Origin of the sequence: Vannielia litorea, from assembly GCF_018424695.1 — a bacterium.
GTDB lineage: Bacteria > Pseudomonadota > Alphaproteobacteria > Rhodobacterales > Rhodobacteraceae > Vannielia > Vannielia litorea_A.
Map to the genome: position 1 here is coordinate 20,812 of NZ_QTNQ01000032.1, position 20,910 is coordinate 41,721.

The following is a 20,910-nucleotide window of genomic DNA, read 5'->3' on the forward strand; positions in this document are numbered from 1 at the left end:
TCAGGTCAGGCCCGTGGGGGTGAAGAGTGCGCCCTCGGCGGTCTCGGTGAACCGGCCGGTGATGTGGAAGACCTCTGCAAGCAGATCGGCCGTCAGCACCTCCTGAGGCGCGCCATCGGCGGCCAGGCGGCCCTCGTGCAGCACCACGAGGCGGGTGCAGTGTCGGGCGGCAAGCGAGAGGTCGTGGAGCGAGGCCAGCACCGCGCGGCCCTCGCGGGCCAGTTCGGCAAAAAGCTGCATGGTGGCGATCTGGGCCGCCGGATCGAGGCCCGCAATGGGCTCGTCGGCCAGCAGCAGCGGGGTTTCCTGTGCGAGGGCGCGGGCAATGAGCGCGCGCGCCTGCTCGCCGCCAGACAGGCGGGTGGCGCGGCGGTGGGCAAGCGCGGTGAGATTCATCTGCGCAATGGCCTTCGCCACCGCCGCCGCATCCTCCGCCGAGGGCCGATGCGGGGTGCGCCCAAGCATCACGAGGGTCTCCACTGTCAGATCCCAGGCGATCTCGCGGGATTGCGGCAGGAAGGCCGCGGCACGGGCGCGCTGCCCGGGGGTGAGGGCGGCAAGCGAGGAGGTGCCGCTGGCAGGCAGCAGCCCTTGCGCGGCCCGCAGCAGCGTCGTCTTGCCCGCACCGTTGGGGCCGATGAGGCCGATAAACTCGCCCGGCGCCACCGCAAGGCTCACGTCGCGCAGCGTGTTGCGCCCGTTCTGCCGGGTGACGGAAAGGCCGTGCAGCTCAAGCGTCATAGCCGCCCCCTGAGCCGCCACACGAGGTGGAAGAAGAAGGGCGCCCCGACGAGCGCGGTGACGACACCCAGCTTCAGGTCGCGCGCGGGCAGGATCAGCCGGGTCGCGGTGTCCGCCGCCAGCAGCATCGCCGCCCCGCCAAGTGCCGAGGCGATGAGCAGGGTGGAGGGGCGGTGCCCGGTGAGCGGACGCAACAGGTGCGGCACCACCAGGCCGACAAAGCCGATCGCGCCTGCCACCGCCGTGCCCGCGCCCACCGAGGCCGCCACCCCGAGGATCAGCGCAAGCCGCAGGCGCGTCAGGCGCGTGCCCATCGAGGCGGCGGCGTCCTCGCCCAGCGTCAGCGCATCGAGGCCCCGCCCCAGCGGCAGGATCAGCGCCATGCCGCCAAGGATGAAGGGCGCCGCGAGCGCGACGTGGGTCATCGACCGGTCGGCCACCGAGCCCATCATCCAGAAGACGATCTCCGCGGCGGCATAGGGCGAGGGCGAGAGGTTGAGCACAAGGCTGGTCAGCGCGCCCGCCAGCGCCGACAGCGCGACACCGGCGAGGATCAGCGTGAGCGCCGTGCCCCGCGGCCCCGCCAGCGCCAGGATCGCCAGCACCGCCAGCCCGGCCCCGGCCAGTGCCATCAGCGGCAGAGCAAGCGCGGCGGTGTAGGTCAGCCCGGTCTGGATCGCGATCACCGCGCCAAGCGCAGCGGTGGACGACACGCCAATGAGCCCCGGCTCGGCCAGCGGGTTGCGCAGGTAGCCCTGCATCGCCGCGCCGCAGAGCCCCAGGGAGCCGCCGATCAGCGCGGCAAGCAGGGCGCGCGGCAGGCGAATCTCGCGCATCACCATGGTCGCCGGACCGTCGGATTGGGCCACGAGAGCCGAAAGCGCCTCGCCTATCGGCAGCGAGGCCGGGCCAACGGTGAGCGAAGCCAGGAAAAGAGCGGCGGTGAGAAGCCCGAGGAGGGCATAGAGGCGGCCAGCGGTCATGTGCGGACCCCGCGGCGAGGACACCTCGAAGGGCGGACGAGCCGCGCGGCGGGCAGCTCTTCGGCGGCCTTCGCCCCCTCATCGCAGCTGCGAAGAGGACCGCAAGGGCCGATGAGCCGCTGCGGGCCGGTCATTCCATCCGCTCCCGGATCGCGGCCAGCCGTTCCACGGTGTCGAGCACGGCAGGGGTGCCGCAGGTCCAGTCACTGTCATGCAGCGTATCGGTCGGCACCCGCTCCCGCAGTTCGGCCACCACCGGATGGGCCAGGATCTCCTCGGCGCGGCTCTTTGGCGCGCCGGGCTGGGCAGCGATCAGCAGGTCAGGCGCGGCACTTGCCAGAACTTCAAGCGGCACTGCCCCACCGTAGGGCAGCCCAAGCTCCTCGGCCAGCAGCCCGAAGCCCGCCGCCTTTACCATCTGCCCTGGCAACGTGGCCTGCCCGGCGGAATAGCCATTGGCGGCATAGAGCGCGGCCAGTGGCGCCGGCCCCTCGGGCACGTCGATGGCGGCCAGCCGGGCATCGAAGGCCGCCACCTGTGCCCTTGCCGCAGCCTCGCGTCCCAGCAGCGCGCCCATGCGCGCCATGTTCGCCCGGATGTCGGCCAGCGTCTCTGCCGGGGCAAATACCTCCACCCGCAAGCCGAGCCGCTCCAGCATCCGCAACGTGTCCGGCGCAGTGAAGCTGCCCGCCAGCACCAGATCGGGCGCCAACAGATACACCTCCTCTGCCCGTGCGGCGTTTCCGGGCAGCGCCCGGGCCTGCGCGGCCATGGCGCTGTCATCGTTCTGAAGCATCCGGGTAACCGAGACGACCTGTCCCGGCGCGGCAAGCGCCAGTGCAAGCTGATCGGTGCAGAGGTTGATCGACACCACCCGCTCGGGTGGGGCGGCATCAGCCGCCCCGGCGAGGAGCAGAAGCGGGAAAAGTCCCGCCCGACAGGCCCTTGCGAGGCTGCGGAGGGCCTCAGAAGGTCGCACGCAGCCCCACGTGGAAGGTCCGGCCCGCGGTGCCGTAACCATCGAGCGCCTCATAGTCGGCGTCGGTGGCGTTCTCTACCCGCAGATAGGCCTCGGCCCCGGGCTGTATCTCGTAGCTGACAGAGGTGTTCACCAGCGTGTAGTCGTCCATCTGCACCGGCGCATAGGGAAAGCTCTGGCTCACGTCGAGCACATCCGCCACGTGATGCACCTCCGCACGGCCCGTCCATCGGGGCGCCAGTTCGGCCTCGACACCCAGCACCAGGTCATGCCGGGGCACGCGCACCTGCCGGGTGCCATCGGGGTTTTCAGCCTCGGTGTAGGTATAGGCGCCGTAAAGCAGCACCGCATCGCTCACCTGCGTCTGCCCCGAAAGCTCCAGGCCCTTCGAAATCGTCGTGCCCTCCACCTGAGCATAGGCGTTGGTTGCGAAGTCGTAGTCGATCAGGTTGTCGATCTCGGTGTAGAACAGCGTCGCCTTCACGAAATCCTCGCCGCCATAGCGCTTCTCCACGCCAATCTCCGCGCTGCGGCTCTCTTCCGGCTCGAGGCCGGGGTTGCCGTAGGTCGGATCTCCCAGCTCGTAGAGCGAGGGCGCGCGAAAGCCGGTGCCCAGGGCCGCGCGGAAGATCAGATCGTCCGAGGGCCGCCAGGCCGCTGCAAGCCGCCCGGTGGTGAACCCGCCGAACGCGTCATGATCGTCGTGGCGCAGGGTGGCGGCGATATCGAGGTTTGGCGTGGCCGCCCAGAGCGCCTCGGCAAACACGCCGGTGGTGGTCGACTCCGAGGAATTTGCGCTGCTGTCGTAGCTTTCCACCGTGTGATCCGCCCCGAAGTTGAGCGTGAGCGTGGGCGAAACCTCACCCTGCGCAAGATAGCGCAACTCGCGCCGCTCGCCGGTGAATGTGGAGCCGAAGCCGCTCTCGGTGCGCGTCCGCTCGATCCGGAAGCTGGAAAGATCCACCTGATGCGTCCAGGCCCCCAGCTCGGCGCGGGCAAAGACGCGCAGGCCCGAGGTTTCCGCCTCGGTGACGGCATCGGTATCGCCGAAGGCATAGGTGGGCGGCCCGTAGCCGTCGCTGTCGGCCTCGCTCTTCTGGGCAAACCCCGAGGCGCCGACGGTGATCACATCGGTCAGCGCGTACTCCCCGGCAAAGGAGAGGCGCAGCGACGAGAAGCCATCGGCCTCGCTGTTGCCATCATCCTCATCCGCCGCCGAGAAGCCCCCGGTTTCGACCCGCGCAAGGGTGAAAGCCACATCGCCGCGCGCGCCCTTGGTGGCCACTGTAAGCGCGGTGGAGAAGCTGTCATAGCTGCCCACCTCGCCCTCGAAGGTCACCTCGGTGCCCTCTTCACTGGCCCGGCGCTGCGCCAGCGAGATCACGCCCGCCACGGCCTCGGAGCCATATTGCGCCGATTGCGTGCCCTTCAGCACCTCGGCCCGGCCAACGCCATAGCTGGAGAGGCCGCCGAAATCGTAGTTGAGCTGGGTCGCCGACGGGTCCGACACGTCGATGCCGTCAACCCGCACCGCAACGTACTTCTGGCTGAGGCCACGGATGCGCAGGTAGGCCACACCGCCGGTGCCGCCGTTCTGCGCGAGCGAGAGGCCGGGCTGGCGGGCGAGGTAGCTGGCAATCTCCGTGTCGCCGTCCGCCTCGATCTTGTCGCGGTCGATCACCTCGACGGTCGCGCCGGTGCGGGCGGTCTCGGTGCCCTCCGAAAGGTCCGCGGTGACGGTGATGGTGTCGAGGTCGTAAACCTCCTGCGCGTGCAGTGCGGAGGCCGCGAGCGCAAGGGTGGCGGTGGTGGCGAGGAGCTGTTTCATCCTGTCCAAAGTCCTTCTGCGTCGGCCCGTCGCGGGCCGGTATGGCGTGGTGTCTTTGGAATGGCTCTGGCCCTCCGCAGACGGTGCTTTCGTCACCGCTACGGAAAACCGCTCACACCGTGCGCCCCGCACGGGTTCAGGGTGATCGCCTCGGCAGGTCTCCTGACTTGCGGGTCATCGCGAGTTGGCCGGCCTTCCCGGAGGGTCTCCTCCAGTGGCACACAGGCCCCGCTCTCCGCTCACAGTTGCGGGGGCAGTCGCGGCATTGGGGTTTCTCCCCGCACCGCGTTCCCTTTTGCTCCGGGCTTGCGCCCGAACCGAAGCAGGGGCGGGGTAGCCCGGGATTGGGGAGTCGCGCAAGGAAATTGTTAACGCCTGCCCATGAGACGTTTTGGCGATGAGGCCGAGTGGCCCCGCGGGGCGGGGCCGCCGCACAGCGCCACCTCTCAGGGCAACGCTGTGCGGCGGTCTTCGGTTTATTCCGCCGCCGCCTCGGCCCGCTCGGCTGCGCCGGGCTGGTTCAGCGCCTCGGCCTTGTCTTCGGGGCCGGGCCGTGTTGCCGCGCGCAGCACGAAGTAGCCCACCAGCGCGGAAACGGCCGACCCCAGCAGCACCCCGAGCCGCACCTCGTTCATCAGCGCCGCCTCGGTGAACGACAGCGAGCCGATGAAGAGCGACATCGTAAAGCCGATGCCCGCAAGGCAGGCGAGCCCGTAGATATGCGCCCATGTCACCCCGAATGGCAGTTTGGCGAGGCCCATCTTGACCATCAGCCACGTGGTGCCGAAGACGCCCACCTGCTTACCCACGATCAGGCCAAGCGCCACGCCAAGCGGCACCGGGTCCAGCAGCGCGGCAAAGGACATGCCCTGAAGCACCACGCCCGCGTTCGCGAAAGCGAAGAGCGGCACGATGATGTAGAGGACATAGGGCGCGAGGCCGTGCTCGATGGAGTGCAGCGGCGACTTGTTCCACCTGTCCTTCAGCGGGATGCAGAAGGCGGTGACCACACCGGCGAGGGTGGCGTGCACACCGGATTTGAGCACGAAGACCCACATCACCACGCCCAGCAAGAGGATCGGCGCCACCCGGTGCGCCCCGCGCAGGTTACGCCAGATCATCAGCGCCAGCGGGATACAGGCAAGGTAGAGGTAATCCACCTTCAGTTCGGCGGTGTAAAACAGCGCGATTATGAGGATCGCGCCCATGTCGTCGAGGATCGCAAGAGTCAGCAGAAAGATCTTCAGGGCTGCGGGCACACGCGTGCCGAGCAACGCCAGTACACCCAGCGCGAAAGCGATGTCGGTCGCCGCCGGAATTGCCCAGCCATGAATCGTCGCCGGATTGCCCCAGTTGAAGAACGCGTAGACGGCAGCAGGCACCACCATGCCGCCCACCGCCGCCATGCCCGGCAGCACCACATCGGCCGGATTCTTCAGCTTGCCCTCCATCAGCTCTCGCTTCAGCTCGAGACCGATGAGGAAGAAGAAGATGGCCATGAGGCCGTCGTTGATCCACAGAAGTGCGGGTTTTTCTATGCCCTCGCCACTCACCGTCACGCCGATATAGGCGCCCAGGAACTCCTGGTATTCAGGGTTGAGCGAAGAGTTGGCCACCATCAGGGCGGCCACGGCGGAGAGCATCAACACCACGCCGCCGGCGGCATCGGAGCTGAAGAATTCGTCAATTGTTCTGCGGAGCATTCCCTGTCCCTGTTGCGCGTTCAGTTTCCCTAGGTAACGAAATGGCAACCCTGTTGGATCAGATCAACCGCGTGAGGCGCGGTGTCGCAGGTTTTTCTCAAGTTTTCTCGAAGATCGCGCAGGCCAGCTCGGCGCGTATGGCGAAGCCGAGGCTCTCATAGAGCCTGATTGCCGCCGGGTTGGAGATGAAGGCGTGCAAGAAGGGGGTATTGCCTGTGGCCGCGATGGCATGAGCGACATGAGCTGAAAGCAGCCGGGCAAGGCCCTGCCCCCGCGCCTCGGGCGCGGTGCAGACACCGGAGATTTCGGTGAAACCCGGCGCCGACATGCGGGTGCCTGCCATGGCGATGAGCTTGCCGCCCTGGCGAATGCCCCAGAACGGCCCAAGCTCCAGCGCGCGCAGCGTGAAGGGGCCGGGCTTGGTGACCTCGGCAAGGGCCAGCATGTCTGCGGCATCTGTCGGGCCGAGCGGGGTGATGCGCGGATCGTCCGGCGCGGGGGGCAGGCTCTTGCAGGTCAGCTGCACGGCCTCGGCGCGCAGGGTTTCGGCAAAGCCGGGTGGGGTGGCGACGGCGCTGGCCTGGAGGAAAACGGCCAGCTCGCCCCGGGCGGCCAGGGCGGTAAGGTCGCCCGGATGCGCCGGGTCGATGCAGGCGAAAGGGATCAGGCCAGGGTCGTAACGCAGCGCAGTCCCGTGCCGCTGTGCGAGATGCGCATGCGGGCCGGTGAGCGCGGCACGCGCCGGAGTATCCAGCGGATGATCGGTCATGCGCGGTCCTTCAGGGGCTTGGTCGCGAGACGGGTTTCGAGCATGTCGAGCCGCTCCAGCAACTCCGGCCCGAAGGGCGCGCAAAGGTCGGTCACGGCGGCAAGAACGCGCGGCCACGCGGTGGCGCGGGCCTGGTCCAGCAGGGCGCGGCCGTCTGGCGTAAGGGCAACAAGGCGCAGGCGGGCATCCTCCGGGCTGGTGCCCACGCTGACAAAGCCTCGGGCGCTCAGCCGCGTCACCATCCGGGTCACGCCGGGCTGGGCGGTCCCAAGGGCGCGGGCGATCTCGCTGATGCTGCGCGGCTCGGGACCATCGAGAAAGGCAAGCAGCGGATGGGCCGAAGAAGGGATGCCGGGGGCCAGTTCATCCAGGATCACCTGCGTCTCGGCCTGCAACCTCTCCCCAAGGCGGCGGAAGCGGGAACCGAGGGTGAGCAACCCATGGGGGCGAAGTGCATCATCTTCATGTATGGGTATATACTTGCGCATACTTCCGCCGCCCGCAAGCCCCTGCTGTCAACGGTCTCGCAGCCCTTTCAGTTGCCATGTAAAACCGATTTTGGGCCAGGTCACTGACCCAGTTCACATGCGCTGATCGGAATTTGTCCTTCGCGGATGGGCCAGCGAAAGGGCAGCATTGGACCTATCACTGCGCCTGCAGTGTCTTCCCATGCGCGGAATCAAGGCGAAGCCGCCGCGCATCGCCGGGCCGCCCCCCGGCACGGCGATACATCGACGGCAGCGCGAGGCTCAGGCCTTACAGGCAAATGAGAACGATAAACTGCGCCGCTCCGCCGTTGGATCGCCGTACCGCGGCCCGTCGACGCGCGGCTCAGTGAAAGTCCGCTCCGTCCCGCTCACCTGACCTTCGTGCGCCCCCAGCCAAGGTCAGGTTTTGGTCAGGATTGCCTGGCACGGCCTTCCGACGAGATTCAGACAACCCGCTGGTTCGAGTCGCTTTCGCGTGGCAGTCGACAGGCCCGCACGCCACCCTCCAAAAACAACAAACCCCCGGGCGGAGCCGCGGGGGTCGTCGTAGGCAGAGGCCGAAGCCGCCGCCGTTCGTGTGCCGACGGGTGACTTACATCATCCCTTCGCGCTGGGCCTTCTTCCGAGCCAGCTTCCGCGCACGGCGGATCGCTTCGGCCTTTTCACGGGCTTTCTTCTCGGACGGCTTCTCGAAGTGCTGCTTGAGTTTCATCTCACGAAACACCCCCTCGCGCTGAAGTTTCTTCTTCAGAGCACGAAGCGCCTGATCGACGTTGTTGTCACGAACGCTCACCTGCATGTGGTTGTCACCACCTTTCTGATTAGAGTTGCAAGAATTTGCAGGAAGGCGCCGTATAGCAAAGGGTCGGGCATCTGTCTACACTCCGGCGAAATTTGCCCTATGTTGCGGTGACATGACCGATCAAAGCTCCGAAACCCCCGCAAAAGCAGCCATTCTCGACGCCGCCCTGCCCCACGTGGCCTTCGACGGGTGGTCCGACGAGGCCTTGAAGCGCGCCGCCGAAGAGGCCGGCGTAAGCGAGTCGGAGGCGCGCGCGCTCTTCCCCAGGGGCGCCGTCGATCTGGCCCTCGCCTTCCACGCCCGCGGTGACGCGAAGATGCGCGCGGCGCTGGGCGAGGCCGATCTTGAGCCGATGCGCTACTCCGAGCGGATCGCCCACGCGGTGCGGCTCCGGCTCGAGGCCATCGAGGGCGACCGGGAGGCCGTGCGCCGCGCCGCCTCGCTCTTCGCCCTGCCGCAAAACGCCGCCGCCGGGGCCGGGGCCGTCTGGGGCACCGCCGATGCGATCTGGCGGGCGATGGGCGACACCTCCGAAGATCTCAACTGGTACTCCAAGCGCGCCACGCTCTCCGCCGTCTATTCTGCCACCCTGCTCTACTGGCTGGGCGACGAGAGCGCGGACCACGAGGCGACCTGGGCGTTTCTCGACCGTCGGATTGCCGATGTGATGCGGGTGGAGAAGATGAAGGCCGATCTGCGCAAGAACCCGTTGACCAAGGGGCTGATGGCCGGGCCGGAGTGGCTGGCCTCCAAGGTGCGCGCGCCGCGCAGCACCCCGCCCGCCGACATGCCGGGGCATATGGGCACGAGGGACTGACAGGAGGATGGTGTTTGCGATGATGATGCGGGCGATGGAAATCTCAGAGCCGGGCGGGCCGGAGGTGTTGCAGCCAACGGATGTAACGGTGCCGGCCCCGCACGCGGGCGAGATCGTGATCAAGGTGGCCTACGCCGGGGTGAACCGCCCCGATGCGCTGCAACGCGCCGGGGCCTACGATCCGCCCCCCGATGCCTCCCCCCTGCCCGGCCTCGAATGCTCGGGCGAGGTCTTTGCCGCGGGTGAGGGCGCGCGCTGGAAGGTGGGCGACAAGGTCTGCGCCCTGCTGCCGGGCGGCGGCTATGCCGAGTATGTCAAATGCCCCGCCGATCACGCCTTGCCGGTGCCGGAAGGGATGGGAATGAAGGAGGCCGCCTGCCTCCCCGAAACCTTCTTCACAGTCTACTCCAACGTCTTCATGCGCGGCGGGCTGAAGGCCGGAGAGGTCTTTCTCGTTCACGGCGGCTCTTCGGGCATCGGCACCACGGCGATCCAGCTGGCCACCGCTTTCGGCGCGCGGGTCTTCACCACCGCCGGATCGAAGGAAAAATGCGACGCCTGCCTGGGCCTCGGGGCCGAGCGCGCCATAAACTACCGCGAAGAGGATTTCGTGGAGGTGCTGAAGGCCGAGGGCGGGGCCAACCTGGTGCTCGACATGGTCGGCGGCAGCTACATCCCGCGCAACGTGTCCGCACTGGCGATGGAGGGGCGGATGGTCCACATCGCATTCCTCACCGGCCCCAAGGCGGAGCTGAACTTTGCCCAGGTGATGGCGCGGCGACTGACGATCACGGGCAGCACCCTGCGGCCGCAGTCCGTCGCCGCCAAGGCCGAGATCGCGGCGGAGCTGGAGGCCAAGGTCTGGCCCCTGATCGCCTCCGGCCGCGTCGCGCCGGTGATGGATTCCACCTTCCCGCTGGCCGAGGCCGCCAAGGCCCACGCCCGGATGGAGAGCTCGGAGCACATCGGCAAGATCGTTCTGGAGGTCGCCGGCGGGTGAGCGGCTACCGGCCCGCCCTGCCCGATCCGCCGCCCCAAACCCTCGCCGCCCTGCGCGACTGGATGGTGGCGGAGGGCGCCAACTTTCAGGGCTACGCGCTCGACGGCCGGGCCATTGCCGAGGGCTTCGCCGTCCGCCACGACGGGCAGGCCTGGCTCTGGGGCTATGAAGAGCGCGGCCACTGGCGTGAAGAGGGGCGCTTCGCCACCGAGGCCGCGCTGGTGGCCCACGTCGTGGCCCATGTCGCCGCAGACCAATGGGCCTGGAGCCACCCGGTGCTCATCACGCCCGACAGGCAGGCGGCGCGCGCCGCCGAGGCGGCCTGCCTCGGCAAGGGCCTCGCCGTGAAGGCCGACAGTATCCCCTTCGGCGGCCCCGACGCGCGGCACTACCGCGTCTTCGTCTTTGGCCGCGATGCCGAGCAGGCCCGCGCTCTGGCGCGCCCGCCCCTCCACGGTCGCTGACCGCCCCGGCCCGAATGCGGGGCGGCCCCTTCTTAAACGCGCGGTCAGAACACCTTCGACAGCGTCAGCTTCACGTTGCGCCCCGGTGCCGCATAGGTGGCAAGGTTCGGCGTGTAGAGCCTGTCGCCCACGTTCTCGATGCCAAAGCGCACCTCCATCCCCTCCAGCGCCCCCTGCTGCGGGCGGTATGTGGCGCGCAGGTTGTGCACCGCATAGCCCGGCGTGGGCTGGCTGTCGCGATCCTGCCGGGCGGCGGCAACCACCTCCCACGACAGGTCCAGCTCCTCGCCCCAGCGCTTGCCGAAGGTCACCCGCAGCTCCTTCGCCGGAATGCCGCCGAGAATGTCGCTCGCAGCGCCCGGCGTCTCGTCGTAGCCGTAGGCGATGTTGGCGCTGGCATCGACGTAGAAGCCGCTCTCCATCGAATAGGCTGCCTCGATCTCCACCCCTTCATAGCGCGCGTCAGTCACCCCGAAGATGGTGGTGATGTCGCTCAGATGGGTGCGATAGGCCACGGCCTTGACCTCCAGCGCATCGCCGCTGCGCAACAGGTTGGCCCCGTCATAGCCCAGCCCCAGTTCGAAGGTGCGGCCCTTCTCGCTCTGCGCGCGAAAGGTCGCATCCGCCAGATCGTCGAGCACCGGCAGCGACTCGTTGTAGTAAGCGCCGCCGAAAACCGAGAAACCGTTGCCGAAGGCGTAGCGCGCCGAGACGCCGCCCACGAGCGCATCCATCTCACCCTCGAAATCCACGTCGCTGCCGGTCAGCTTCTGGCTCTCCCAGCGCAGTTCCGGCGTGACGGTGAGGCCATTGCGGAAGTCCATCTCGTCCACCAGGAACACGGCAAGCCGCTTGTCGGTCCCGCCGGGGGCGGAGGCCGCATCAAGCCGCTTCCGGTTGGAAAGCTCAACACCCGCCGTCAGTTCATGCGCGGCCCAGCTTGTGTCGAAGAAGGCGGTGTTCTTCAGCAACAGCTTGGTCGTCTCGTAGCGATGGTCGGCATCGAGCACCGGCGAAATCGGGATGCCCACGGCCTCCTGCATGATCTCCTGATCCGAGTAGCTGAGGCTGACCATGAGGTTCACCATGTCGGTGGTCGGGCTGTCGTATTCATAGCGCAGCTCGGCGGTGCGGTCGGTGGTCTGCCGGTTCACGTTGCCGAAGATCCCCGCCGAGGTGGCGAAGGTGTCATAGGGCACGTCCTGCTCGTCGGTCGAGGTTTCCTGCAAGATCACGCTCAGGCGGTGCTCGTCGGCACTGCCAAAGCTGTAGCGCCCCGTCACCATCCACGACGGCAGGCCAATGCCGTTTTCCGTGCGGTCGTTGCCCGCGCCATCCACCGTGATGCCCTCTTCGCGCCATGTGAAATTGGCCAGCATCTCGAAGCCGTCGGCCTGATAGCCCAGCGTCGAAGAGGAGGCGATGCCATCGCCGTTGGTCGAGAATTGCAGAAGCTGCCGCACCTTCCACCCGGCCTCCTCGCCGAACACGTCCGGGGCAAAGGACGGCTCGGCGCGCACCAGCCCGCCGATTAAGCCCGAGCCATACTGAAAGGTGCCACCCGGCCCACGAAAGACCTGCACCGAGTTGTAAAGCGCAGGGTCGGTGAAAAGCTGATTGCCGACGCGATAGATCTCTTCCGACCCCTTCGACGAGTTGCCAACCTGAATGCCCACCTTCTGGTCGGAGCCATAGGTGCCATTGGCCCCCAGCCCCCGGATGGAAATACCCGAGCCAACCGGCGTGCCGCCGTTCACCAGATTCACGCCCGGAACGGAATCGACCAGCTCGGCAATCGTGCCGCCCTGCCTGTCTTCGATCTCGGTGCTGTCCACGGTGGTGGTGGCGTTGGCGCTGTCGGTCGCCACGTCGCGCTTGCTGTCGACGACGATGGGCGCGAGGTCGACAACCTCTTGTGCGGTGGCCGAGCCAGCCGCGATTGCGGCGCTGCACAGAAGCAGCGCGCGCATCCCCTTGAATGCGGTCATGATAAGTCCCTCAGACGGTTTGGTTGCTGGCTGGCCTGAGGGCTTGCATGGGCTGATGCGTGGAAGGCTCGCGCGGGGCCAGCCTCATGTGATAGCTGCGCCTAAATTACATGACTAAAATAGTCAAGATTGCTGTTGCTTGTCAGCTCTGGCCTTGCGGCCTTGGCGCAACGGGCCACTCCGCCCTTGCCTTGCCCTACTCCGCGGCGCGAGGGCTTTCCGGCGCCGTGACCTCAAGCAAGCTGTCGTCCTCGGCCAGTTCACGCGGCAGCACCACGGCAAACTCGGTGCCATCCGGGCCGGTGCGGAGCAGGTCGAGCCGCCCGCCATGGCCGCGCACCAGCTCGGCCGAAATCGCCAGCCCCAGCCCGCTGCCGCCCTTGCGATAGCCCCCCTGGAACGGCTGAAACAGGTGTTCCTGCGCCTTCACCGGCAGGCCCGGGCCAGTGTCCGTCACGGTAATCGTCCAGCCGTCCTCGTCTTCTTCGCCGGCGATGCAGATCTCGCCCGGTTTGCCGGTGGCCACAATCGCCTGCCGTGCGTTGCGGATCAGGTTTGTCAGCACCCGGAAAAGCTGCTCGGGGTCGGCCCGCAAGGTCAGCCCGGCGGGGATGTCCTCGGCGTAGGAAATATCATGCTCCCCCGCCGCCAGCCGCTCGCTGTCGATCACGTCGCCCACCACCGGCGCCAGCGCGAAGCGTGACAGTTTCGGCGGCGCCTCCTCGGCCCGGCCAAAGGCCAGCGTGCTCTCGCAAAGGTTCACCGCGCGGCTGATCGAGTTCACCAGCTTCGGCGCGGCGCGGGCCACCGCCGGGTCTTTCGAGGTTTCCATCCGGTCGGCAAAAAGCTGGGCCGTGGTGAGGATGTTGCGCAGATCGTGGCTGATGCGGGCCACCGCACCGCCAAGCTGGGCCAGCCGCTCCTTCTGCTTCAGCGCCGTGGTCAACTGGGTCTGCATCTCGGCCAGCCCCTCCTCGGCCTCGCGCAACTCCAGCGCTCCGGCGGAGGGGGCGATGATGCGGCGGGCGTCCTCCGGCGCGCGGGCATAGCTGGCCATCGCATCCACCACCCGGTGGATCGGCCCCACGATGAACACCCGCACCGCGATGAACAGCAGCAGCGCCGTCAGCGCCGAGATCGCCGCCGACAGCCACAGGATGCGCAGCCCGTAGTCGATCATCGCCATCCGCAGCTCGCCGGTGTCCATCGTCACCTCGATCAGCAGCCCCGCCTGCTCCACCGGATCGCCGATCACCCGGATCAGCTCCGGCTCGGCCCGCCAGAGCCGCTGCATCGCATCCGTCATCAGCGCCCACGGCCCCGGGTCGCGCAGGTCGTAGGTTTCGGTCACCGGGGCGATGATGGGGGAGGAGAGGATAAGTTCGCGCATCTCGTCGCGCCGCAGAACCACGTTCTTCACGCCCGCGTTTTGCAGCAGCTCGGCCTCCAGGTTGGCGTCGATCACCTCGTCGGTCGCCAGCAGCGCCAGCGAGGCGATCTGCGCCCGCTCAAGGCGCGACAGCAGGAAATCTTCGCGGTAGCGCGCGATGGAGGGCACGAAGATCAGCACTTCGGCCAGCATGACGAAGGCAATCGTCAGCATCAGGAAGCGGCCGGAGAGCGTATTCAGGAACATTTCTCGCGCGTTATACCATTTCCGCGCCGCGGCTGCGACCGGCGCACATACCCTAGGGCAGGAAGCGTTGCACCAGTCCGACGACGCGCTTGACCATCGGGCTCTCGAAGAGCTTCGGAGAGAAATAGGCACCCGCGGCGCGTTTGTTAAGCTCTTGCAGCGTCGGATAGGGCAGAACCGTGTTCGCCAGCGCGGTCAGCTTGTGGCCATTGGCGATGGCCGTGGCCCATGCGGCGATGAGTTCGCCCGCCTGCGGCCCGGCAATCGTCGCCCCCACCGGCTTGCCGCCTGAGACCATCAGCTTCAGCCGCCCGTCGAGCCGCATGGCGCGGGCCCGGTCGCTGTCGTTGTAGGCGAGGTTTATCACGTCGAGGTTGCCGCCGAACTTCTCCCGGGCCTGCACTTCGGTGAGCCCGACCTGCGCCAGTTCCGGATCGGTGTAGGTGACCCACGGAATGTGATTGGTCTTCGCCTTGGCAGGCAGCCCGAACATGGCCGAGCGGATGACCACGCCGGCGTGGTAGCCCGCAACATGGGTGAATTGCAGGCCGCCCGCCGCGTCGCCGATGGCATAGACCTTCCGGTTCGACACTGAGCGCAGCGAAGCATCCACCTTCACCGCCCGGTCATGCTCCACATCGGCAACCTTCAGGTTCAGCCGGTCGATATTCACCTGCCGCCCCACGGCGACCAGCAGGTGTGAGCCGGTCACAGGGCCCTGCTGCGTGTGCACCGTCACGCCGCCCTCTGCGGTTACCTTCTCGGCGGCGGTCTCTTCCATGATCTCGATGCCCTCGGCGCGCAGCTTCTCAAGCACGAAACCGGCCATCTCCGGGTCATCCTTGCCCAGCGCCGTCTGCGCCTCGATCACCGTCACCTTGCAGCCCAGCCGCGCATGGGCCTGGGCCATCTCCAGCCCAATCGGACCACCGCCGATGACGATGAGATGCTCGGGCTTTTCACGCAGCTCGAAAATGGTTTCGTTGGTGTAATAATCAACCCCGTCCAGTCCGTCGATCGGCGGCACGAAGGGGCGGGAGCCAGTGGCGATGACGAAGCGACGGGCGGTGATAGAATGCGCCCCGGCGCGCAGCTCGGTCGGCGAGATAAAGCTGCCCCACTCACGGATCACCTGCACGCCCAACCCCTCGAAACGCTCCTGGCTGTCATGCGGCTCGATCCCGGCAATCACCTCGGCCACGTGGTCCTTGGCCCTGGCGTAATCCACCTTCGGCTCCACCGGGCCAATCCCGAAGGGCGCGCCGGTCGTCATTGCATGGGCGTGATGCGCCGCCGAAAGCAGCGCCTTGGAGGGCACGCAGCCGTAGTTCAGGCAGTCGCCGCCCATCTTGTGGCCCTCGACGAGCACCGTCTTCGCCCCCATCTGGGCCGCGCCGGAGGCCACCGAAAGCCCGCCGGAGCCTGCCCCGATGATGCAGATATCTGCCTTGATCGCCGTCATGTCAGAGGCCTTTCTTGCCGCGCAGGGCTTTCAGAACGATGGGGAGGGCCGCCAGCGCGCAAAGGCCGAGGATGGGCAGCAGGATGTGCGTCTCGAAGATGATGCCAAGGTTCGGCGTCTCGCCCCGGGCAAACACCTCGCCAAGCCCCGCCCCAACCGAGGTGTAAACCACCGCGCCGGGGATGATGCCAAGGAAGGTGGTCACGGCGAAGCGGTAAAGCGGCACACCGACGAAGGCGGGCACGAGGTTGGCCACGAAGAAGGGCACGGCGGGCACGAGCCGGATCAGAAAGAGCATCTCCCACTGGTTGGCGTCGATCCCGGCCTTGATCTTCTGCACCGTCCCGCCCGCACCTTCGAGCTTCTCCGAAAGCCTGTCACCCAAGCCCCAGCGCGCCGCCTGGAAGATGCAGATCGCACCCAGCGTGGCAGCGGTGACGTTGAAGAGCGCGCCGGGGAAGGTGGCAAAAAGGAAGCCGCCGGTCAGCGTCGCCACCGTGGCCCCGGGCAGCGAAAAGGCCACAATCACCACGTAGATCGCGATGAAGGCGAGCACGGTGAGCAGGTAATTCGCGTCGCGAAAGGCAATCAGCGCCTCGCGGTTCTCGGCCAGCGTCTCGAAGCTCAGGTAATCACGCAGGAAGAAGGCCCCGGCGAGTGCAACGGCGAGAATGGCCAGCAGCGGCAAGCGTTTGAGCCACGGGCTCTTCGCCCCCGTTTCGGTCATGTCTGCCATCCCGTCATCCCTTTGATCGCCCGTCAGTCATGGCAGAAGATGGGCGCTTGCCCTATGCGGGGCGCGGCAGATCACGCCCGGTTGATGCGAGGTGAGCACATCGGGCAGGATCGGCCCCGCCGGGCGCGGGTTTGTTACAGGACGCCGCGCGCCGCGCCGGAAATGTTGCAAAAATCCCGCCGGGGCGAATTGACAGACCACCGGCAGCCCCCTATTGAGCGGGCTTCTAACACATCGAGCCGCCCGAATCCGTTGGGCTGGCCTGACCCGAACCGGAGTAAGCGCCATGAAACGCACTTTCCAGCCTTCCAACCTCGTCCGCAAGCGGCGTCACGGGTTCCGCGCGCGCATGGCCACCAAGGCCGGCCGCAAGATCCTCAACGCCCGCCGCGCCCGCGGCCGGAAGAGCCTGAGCGCCTGAGGCGCCGCGGGGCAGAGATGCCCGGCGTAGAGGCAAAGGTTGATGAAACCGCCGGGGGCGAGAGCCCTGCGGCGGTTTTCGCTTGTCCGGAGATCCTGAAGAAACGGGCCGATTTTCTGGCGTGCGCCCGCGCGCGGCGGCAGCACACGCCCGGCTTCGTGGTGCAGGGCCGCCGTCGCGCCGAAGGCGGGCCTGTGCGCGTGGGCTTCACCTGCTCCAAAAAGGTCGGCAACGCGGTGGCCCGCAACCGCGCCAAGCGCCGCCTGCGCGAGATCGCCCGCGCCGTGTTGCCCGAGGCCGGACGCCCGGGATGGGATTACGTGCTGATCGGGCGGGCCGGGGAAACGGCGGCGCGCGACTTCGCCCTGATGCAGGACGAGCTGCGCGCGGCGCTGGCAAAGCTGCATGGCTAGCGCGAGGACGCCTCGAAGGGCGGACGAGCGCGCCGCCGGGGGCAGCTCTTCAAGGCCCTTCGGCCTTTCATCGCAGCTGCGAAGAGGGCCGCAAGGACCGATGAGCTGCCCGGCGGCCGGGCCATGACGCTTCTCGCGCGCCTGTTCGCCCTCCCCGTCCGCGCCTATCGGCTGATCTTCTCGCCCTGGGTCGGGCACAACTGCCGCTATCATCCCACCTGCTCGGCCTACGCGCTGGAAGCGCTCGAAAAGCACGGCGGCCTCAAGGGCGGCTGGCTCGCCCTCCGCCGCATCCTGCGCTGCCACCCCTGGGGCGGCTCGGGCGTGGACGACGTGCCGAAGTGAGCACGCTCCACCTCATCCCCGGCCTCTCCGCTGGCGGCGCGCTGCGCCAGCACCTGCGCGCCTCGGGCGATGCGGGCCGGGTGATCGCGCTCTACGACTGCTTCGACATCGGCGCCATCCCGCGGGGCGACGACCCGCTGGAGGTGGCGATCCGCCGGGGCCGGGCCGAGGCGACGCGAACCGGAGACGCCGAGTTCGCCGCCCGCGCCGCAGATGACATGGCCGCGCTTGCCATGGCCGTGGACAGCGCCGAAGGTATCGCGCTCTGGGCCGGGGAGACGCTTCAGGAGCAGTTCGCCCTCGCCTTCGCAATCGCGCTCGCAACGCATCGGGGCAAAGCCGACAGCCTCGCCCTCCATCAACTGCACCTGCCGGGGCCTCTGAAGAGCATCGGCAACCACCAGCCGGGTGACTTTGCCGAAGCTCCGAAGGCCCGCCCGCTCACCCGCGCCGAGGCCGCGCTCTACCCGGCGCTCTGGCGCGCGCTTCAGGCCCCCACGCCCGAGCCACTTCTGGCGCTGCGCCGCGACCCGGCCCTTCCAGTGCCCCTGCGCGCCGCGCTCGACGCCCATTTTGCGCGCTTCCCCCACGCCGCGACCGGCCTCGGCGCACGGGAAGAGCGGGTGCTGGCCCAGCTTTCCGAGGAATGGCGCCTCGGCGCGCACCTCATCTCCCATGCGCTGGCCTGGTGGGAAGACGCGATGATCGACATGGTGGGCGACCTAGACCTGCTGACAATCCTGCGCAGCTTCGCCGCCCGGCCCGAGGATCAGCCGGTGGTCGAAATCCGCGAAGAGGGGCGCGCCCGCTTCGGCTTCTCCGCCCGGCTGACCGCCTATGGCGCGGCGCTGGCCCGCGGCGGGGCGAGCCTGGTGGAGGACGGCGGGATCGACGCCCAGATCGGCGGGGTGCGCATTGTCTCCGGCGCAGGGCCGCTCTGGCTACGCACCGGCGGGGCCGAAATTCTCGCCCGCCGCGATTGACCGGGGCAGGCTCAAGCGGCGATGCTGGGCCATTGCAACCCGGAGATTTCCCGATGACCCGCCGCCTTTTCCTCGCGCTCTGCCTCGCCGCCGCCACCCTGCTCACGGCCCTGCCCCCCTCGGCGGCCACGGCCCAGGCCGTCTATGTCCAGGATACCGACGACGGCTACCTCAACCTCCGGCGGGGCCCGGGCAGCGGCCATGCGATCCTCCTGCGCCTCACCGCAGGCACCGCCCTTCAGATCACGGGCGCGCAGGGCAACTGGCGGCAGGTGATCCTGCCTGACGGGATGCGCGGCTGGGTCCACGCCCGCTACATCGCCCCGCAATACTTCGCCCAGCGCCCCTATTCCTTCGTGGTGCTGGCCACCAGCGACGGATACCTCAACATGCGGCGCGGGCCGGGCACGCGCTTCGGCATCATCCGGCGGCTCCATGCCGGGCAAATGCTGCTCTGGCAGGGCGCGCGCGAGGGGAACTGGACCCAGGTACAACTGCCCGACGGCACGACCGGCTGGGCAAGCATCCGCTACCTCGGGGCGGTCAACTAGGGCCAAAAGCGCCACCTCGTGTCGCCCTGAGGCAAGCCGCCGCCGCCTGCCCACCCCTAGCCTTTCGGGGCAAAAGGGAGCCGCGCCACCATGCCAGATGATCTCTCCGCCGTCCTCCGCCCCATCGAGGCCGCACAAGGGCTGCCCAACGCGCATTACACCTGCGAAGAGACCCACGCCGCCGAGCGTGACGCCCTGCTCTGGGGCGGCTGGGCCGGGATCGGCGTGGGGGCCGATGTTCCCGAGCCGGGCGATGCCGGGCCGGTGGATTTCCTCGGCCTGCCCCTCCTGATGCTGCGCGGGCGCGACGGGGTGCTGCGCGTCTTCCGCAACACCTGCCGCCATCGCGGGATGATCCTCGTCGATGCGCCCCGCAAGGTGGAAGGCGCCATCCGCTGCCCCTATCACTCCTGGTGCTACGCCCACGACGGGCGGCTTGTGGCCACGCCCCACGTGGGCGGGCCGGGGATGAACCGCGCCGAGGGCATCGTGAATGACGATCTCGGGCTGGTGGAGGTGGCCAGCCATATCTGGCGTGATGTGGTTTTCGTCGACGTCTCCGGCACCGCCCGGCCCTTCGAGGAGGTGCACGCCGAGCTTCTCTCCCGCTGGGCCGATGTCGAGGCCCCGCTTCATCACGGTGGAGAGGGCAGCCGCTTCACGCTGGAGGTCGCCTGCAACTGGAAGCTCGCGGTCGAGAATTTCTGCGAAAGCTATCACCTTCCCTGGGTCCACCCCGGGCTCAACAGCTACTCCCGGCTGGAAGACCACTACAACATCGAGGCCGCGGGCTTCTCCGGCCAGGGCAGCACGCTCTACCGGCAGATCCGCGGCGCGAATGGGGAGACCTTCCCCGATTTTCCCGACTGGCCCGAAAGCTGGCAGGAGGGGGCGGAATATATCGCCGTCTACCCCAACGTGCTAATGGGCGCCCAGCGCGACCACGCCTTTGCCATCGTGCTCGAGCCCACCGGCCTCGCCACCACCCGCGAACACATCCACCTTTATTACGCCACGCCCGAAACCGACGCGGGCCTGCGGGCAAAGAACACCGCCCAGTGGCGCGAGGTCTTCGAGGAAGATGTCTTCGTGGTCGAGGGCATGCAGCGCGGGCGCGTCGGGCCGGGCTTCGATGGCGGGCGGTTTTCTCCGGCGATGGACGGGCCGACGCACCGGTTTCACCAATGGGTCGCCACCCGGCTGGGCAGGTGACGCTGGAAGCCCGCCTGCTGGCCGCCCACGCGGCCCACGACGGCGCAGCACTCGCCCGGCTTTATGCCGAAGCGGCAGAAGCAGGCGGGCCGGGCGCCAGCTTCTACCTCACCCAGGCCTGGGTCTTCGCGCTGGAAGCGGGGCTGCCCGAGGCCGAGGCCTATGCGCGCCGCCTCAGGCAAAGCGGCCTCGCCTGAGAAAGGGCGCGTGGGTTCGGCCGATCGCGAGCTTAGTTGGGTAAGAGGACCGATGCAGTCGTTGAGTATCCAGGCGCGCCGGTCGATATATGGCCGCGCTAAAGATGCCACAAAGCGACGGGATTATTTCTTGGTAGTCAGCCAGACTTGGAATTGGGATGAACAACGACCCAAGAGACAAGCGCTTCTTTGCGCTTAAAAGGAAAGATAGGTCTCAACTAAGCAAGGATGAGATCGAAGAACTGATAGATCACTGTGCCAAAGTGCTTCAGTACGGCTTAGATAAAAAATCGCGCCGATCATGGTCTAGGTTTCGGGACAAACTTACCGACCTTCTATGAACTGAGCGTGTTTCCAAGCGGTACTCCGACACCTGTCTCTTATACACATCT

The 20,910-nt window shown here is 67.7% G+C and carries 22 protein-coding genes and 1 riboswitch; of the genes, 10 read left to right on the forward strand and 12 right to left on the reverse strand.

Annotation, left to right across the window (positions count from 1 at the left end):
* The 8 genes from DYI42_RS12425 to rpsU form a co-directional block, all read right to left on the reverse strand.
* On the reverse strand, window positions 1-741 hold the full coding sequence (locus DYI42_RS12425; protein WP_213546258.1) for an ABC transporter ATP-binding protein: 741 nt from the start codon (window positions 739-741) through the stop codon (window positions 1-3).
* Entirely contained in the window at window positions 738-1,724 is a 987-nt protein-coding gene (locus tag DYI42_RS12430) for a FecCD family ABC transporter permease (protein ID WP_213546259.1), read from the reverse strand. The genes DYI42_RS12425 and DYI42_RS12430 overlap by 4 nt, the downstream gene beginning before the upstream one ends.
* A 130-nt stretch (window positions 1,725-1,854) precedes the next feature.
* Window positions 1,855-2,703, reverse strand: coding sequence for an ABC transporter substrate-binding protein (locus tag DYI42_RS12435; protein WP_342344655.1), 849 nt, complete (start codon window positions 2,701-2,703; stop codon window positions 1,855-1,857).
* Window positions 2,690-4,531: a TonB-dependent receptor plug domain-containing protein gene (locus DYI42_RS12440; protein ID WP_213546261.1), complete on the reverse strand. Its 1,842-nt coding sequence runs from the start codon at window positions 4,529-4,531 to the stop codon at window positions 2,690-2,692. Before DYI42_RS12440 ends, DYI42_RS12435 begins: the two co-directional genes overlap by 14 nt.
* A gap of 135 nt (window positions 4,532-4,666) precedes the next feature.
* Window positions 4,667-4,868, reverse strand: a riboswitch (cobalamin riboswitch).
* Window positions 4,869-5,007: 139 nt separating this feature from the next.
* Window positions 5,008-6,234 (reverse strand): Na+/H+ antiporter NhaA, encoded by a 1,227-nt coding sequence (nhaA, locus tag DYI42_RS12445; RefSeq protein WP_213546262.1) that lies wholly within the window; start codon window positions 6,232-6,234, stop codon window positions 5,008-5,010.
* Window positions 6,235-6,331: 97 nt separating this feature from the next.
* Window positions 6,332-7,003: a GNAT family N-acetyltransferase gene (locus DYI42_RS12450; protein WP_213546263.1), complete on the reverse strand. Its 672-nt coding sequence runs from the start codon at window positions 7,001-7,003 to the stop codon at window positions 6,332-6,334.
* Complete coding sequence (locus tag DYI42_RS12455) at window positions 7,000-7,440, reverse strand: MarR family winged helix-turn-helix transcriptional regulator (protein WP_213546264.1); 441 nt, start codon at window positions 7,438-7,440, stop codon at window positions 7,000-7,002. Before DYI42_RS12455 ends, DYI42_RS12450 begins: the two co-directional genes overlap by 4 nt.
* 643 nt (window positions 7,441-8,083) lie before the next feature.
* Window positions 8,084-8,290: a 30S ribosomal protein S21 gene (gene rpsU, locus DYI42_RS12460; protein WP_007118112.1), complete on the reverse strand. Its 207-nt coding sequence runs from the start codon at window positions 8,288-8,290 to the stop codon at window positions 8,084-8,086.
* Window positions 8,291-8,405: 115 nt separating this feature from the next.
* Between rpsU and DYI42_RS12465 the strand changes: the two genes are divergently transcribed.
* The 3 genes from DYI42_RS12465 to DYI42_RS12475 are packed head-to-tail and all read left to right on the forward strand — an operon-like array spanning window position 8,406 to window position 10,574.
* Window positions 8,406-9,110: a COQ9 family protein gene (locus DYI42_RS12465; RefSeq protein ID WP_213546265.1), complete on the forward strand. Its 705-nt coding sequence runs from the start codon at window positions 8,406-8,408 to the stop codon at window positions 9,108-9,110.
* 7 nt (window positions 9,111-9,117) lie between these two features.
* Window positions 9,118-10,110 (forward strand): NAD(P)H-quinone oxidoreductase, encoded by a 993-nt coding sequence (locus DYI42_RS12470; RefSeq protein ID WP_244867881.1) that lies wholly within the window; start codon window positions 9,118-9,120, stop codon window positions 10,108-10,110.
* The gene (locus DYI42_RS12475; protein WP_213546267.1) at window positions 10,107-10,574 is read left to right on the forward strand and encodes a hypothetical protein; all 468 of its coding nucleotides are present in this window, start codon (window positions 10,107-10,109) and stop codon (window positions 10,572-10,574) included. Before DYI42_RS12470 ends, DYI42_RS12475 begins: the two co-directional genes overlap by 4 nt.
* Before the next feature lie 44 nt (window positions 10,575-10,618).
* On the opposite strand, the gene DYI42_RS12480 is transcribed toward DYI42_RS12475, so the two are convergent.
* The 4 genes from DYI42_RS12480 to DYI42_RS12495 form a co-directional block, all read right to left on the reverse strand.
* Complete coding sequence (locus DYI42_RS12480) at window positions 10,619-12,562, reverse strand: TonB-dependent receptor domain-containing protein (RefSeq protein WP_213546268.1); 1,944 nt, start codon at window positions 12,560-12,562, stop codon at window positions 10,619-10,621.
* Window positions 12,563-12,758: 196 nt separating this feature from the next.
* A complete protein-coding gene (locus tag DYI42_RS12485; protein ID WP_213546269.1) occupies window positions 12,759-14,198 on the reverse strand; it encodes a sensor histidine kinase in 1,440 nt (479 codons plus the stop codon).
* 52 nt (window positions 14,199-14,250) lie between these two features.
* Window positions 14,251-15,660, reverse strand: coding sequence for a dihydrolipoyl dehydrogenase family protein (locus DYI42_RS12490; protein WP_213546270.1), 1,410 nt, complete (start codon window positions 15,658-15,660; stop codon window positions 14,251-14,253).
* A gap of 1 nt (window position 15,661) precedes the next feature.
* The gene (locus DYI42_RS12495) at window positions 15,662-16,396 is read right to left on the reverse strand and encodes a TVP38/TMEM64 family protein (protein WP_244867882.1); all 735 of its coding nucleotides are present in this window, start codon (window positions 16,394-16,396) and stop codon (window positions 15,662-15,664) included.
* 286 nt (window positions 16,397-16,682) lie between these two features.
* Here DYI42_RS12495 and rpmH point away from each other — a divergent pair, with 286 nt between their 5' ends.
* From rpmH to DYI42_RS12530, 7 genes are all read left to right on the forward strand, one after another.
* Complete coding sequence (gene rpmH, locus DYI42_RS12500) at window positions 16,683-16,817, forward strand: 50S ribosomal protein L34 (protein ID WP_012177012.1); 135 nt, start codon at window positions 16,683-16,685, stop codon at window positions 16,815-16,817.
* Window positions 16,818-16,834: 17 nt separating this feature from the next.
* On the forward strand, window positions 16,835-17,230 hold the full coding sequence (gene rnpA / locus DYI42_RS12505; protein ID WP_213546271.1) for a ribonuclease P protein component: 396 nt from the start codon (window positions 16,835-16,837) through the stop codon (window positions 17,228-17,230).
* Window positions 17,231-17,353: 123 nt separating this feature from the next.
* Window positions 17,354-17,575, forward strand: coding sequence for a membrane protein insertion efficiency factor YidD (gene yidD, locus DYI42_RS12510; RefSeq protein WP_213546272.1), 222 nt, complete (start codon window positions 17,354-17,356; stop codon window positions 17,573-17,575).
* Entirely contained in the window at window positions 17,572-18,558 is a 987-nt protein-coding gene (locus DYI42_RS12515) for a DUF1835 domain-containing protein (RefSeq protein WP_213546273.1), read from the forward strand. The genes yidD and DYI42_RS12515 overlap by 4 nt, the downstream gene beginning before the upstream one ends.
* Before the next feature lie 53 nt (window positions 18,559-18,611).
* On the forward strand, window positions 18,612-19,109 hold the full coding sequence (locus DYI42_RS12520) for an SH3 domain-containing protein (protein WP_213546274.1): 498 nt from the start codon (window positions 18,612-18,614) through the stop codon (window positions 19,107-19,109).
* A 90-nt stretch (window positions 19,110-19,199) separates the two neighbouring features.
* Entirely contained in the window at window positions 19,200-20,321 is a 1,122-nt protein-coding gene (locus DYI42_RS12525) for an aromatic ring-hydroxylating oxygenase subunit alpha (RefSeq protein ID WP_213546275.1), read from the forward strand.
* The gene (locus tag DYI42_RS12530; RefSeq protein ID WP_342344656.1) at window positions 20,318-20,518 is read left to right on the forward strand and encodes a hypothetical protein; all 201 of its coding nucleotides are present in this window, start codon (window positions 20,318-20,320) and stop codon (window positions 20,516-20,518) included. The genes DYI42_RS12525 and DYI42_RS12530 overlap by 4 nt, the downstream gene beginning before the upstream one ends.
* The last annotated feature ends 392 nt before the right edge of the window (window positions 20,519-20,910 follow it).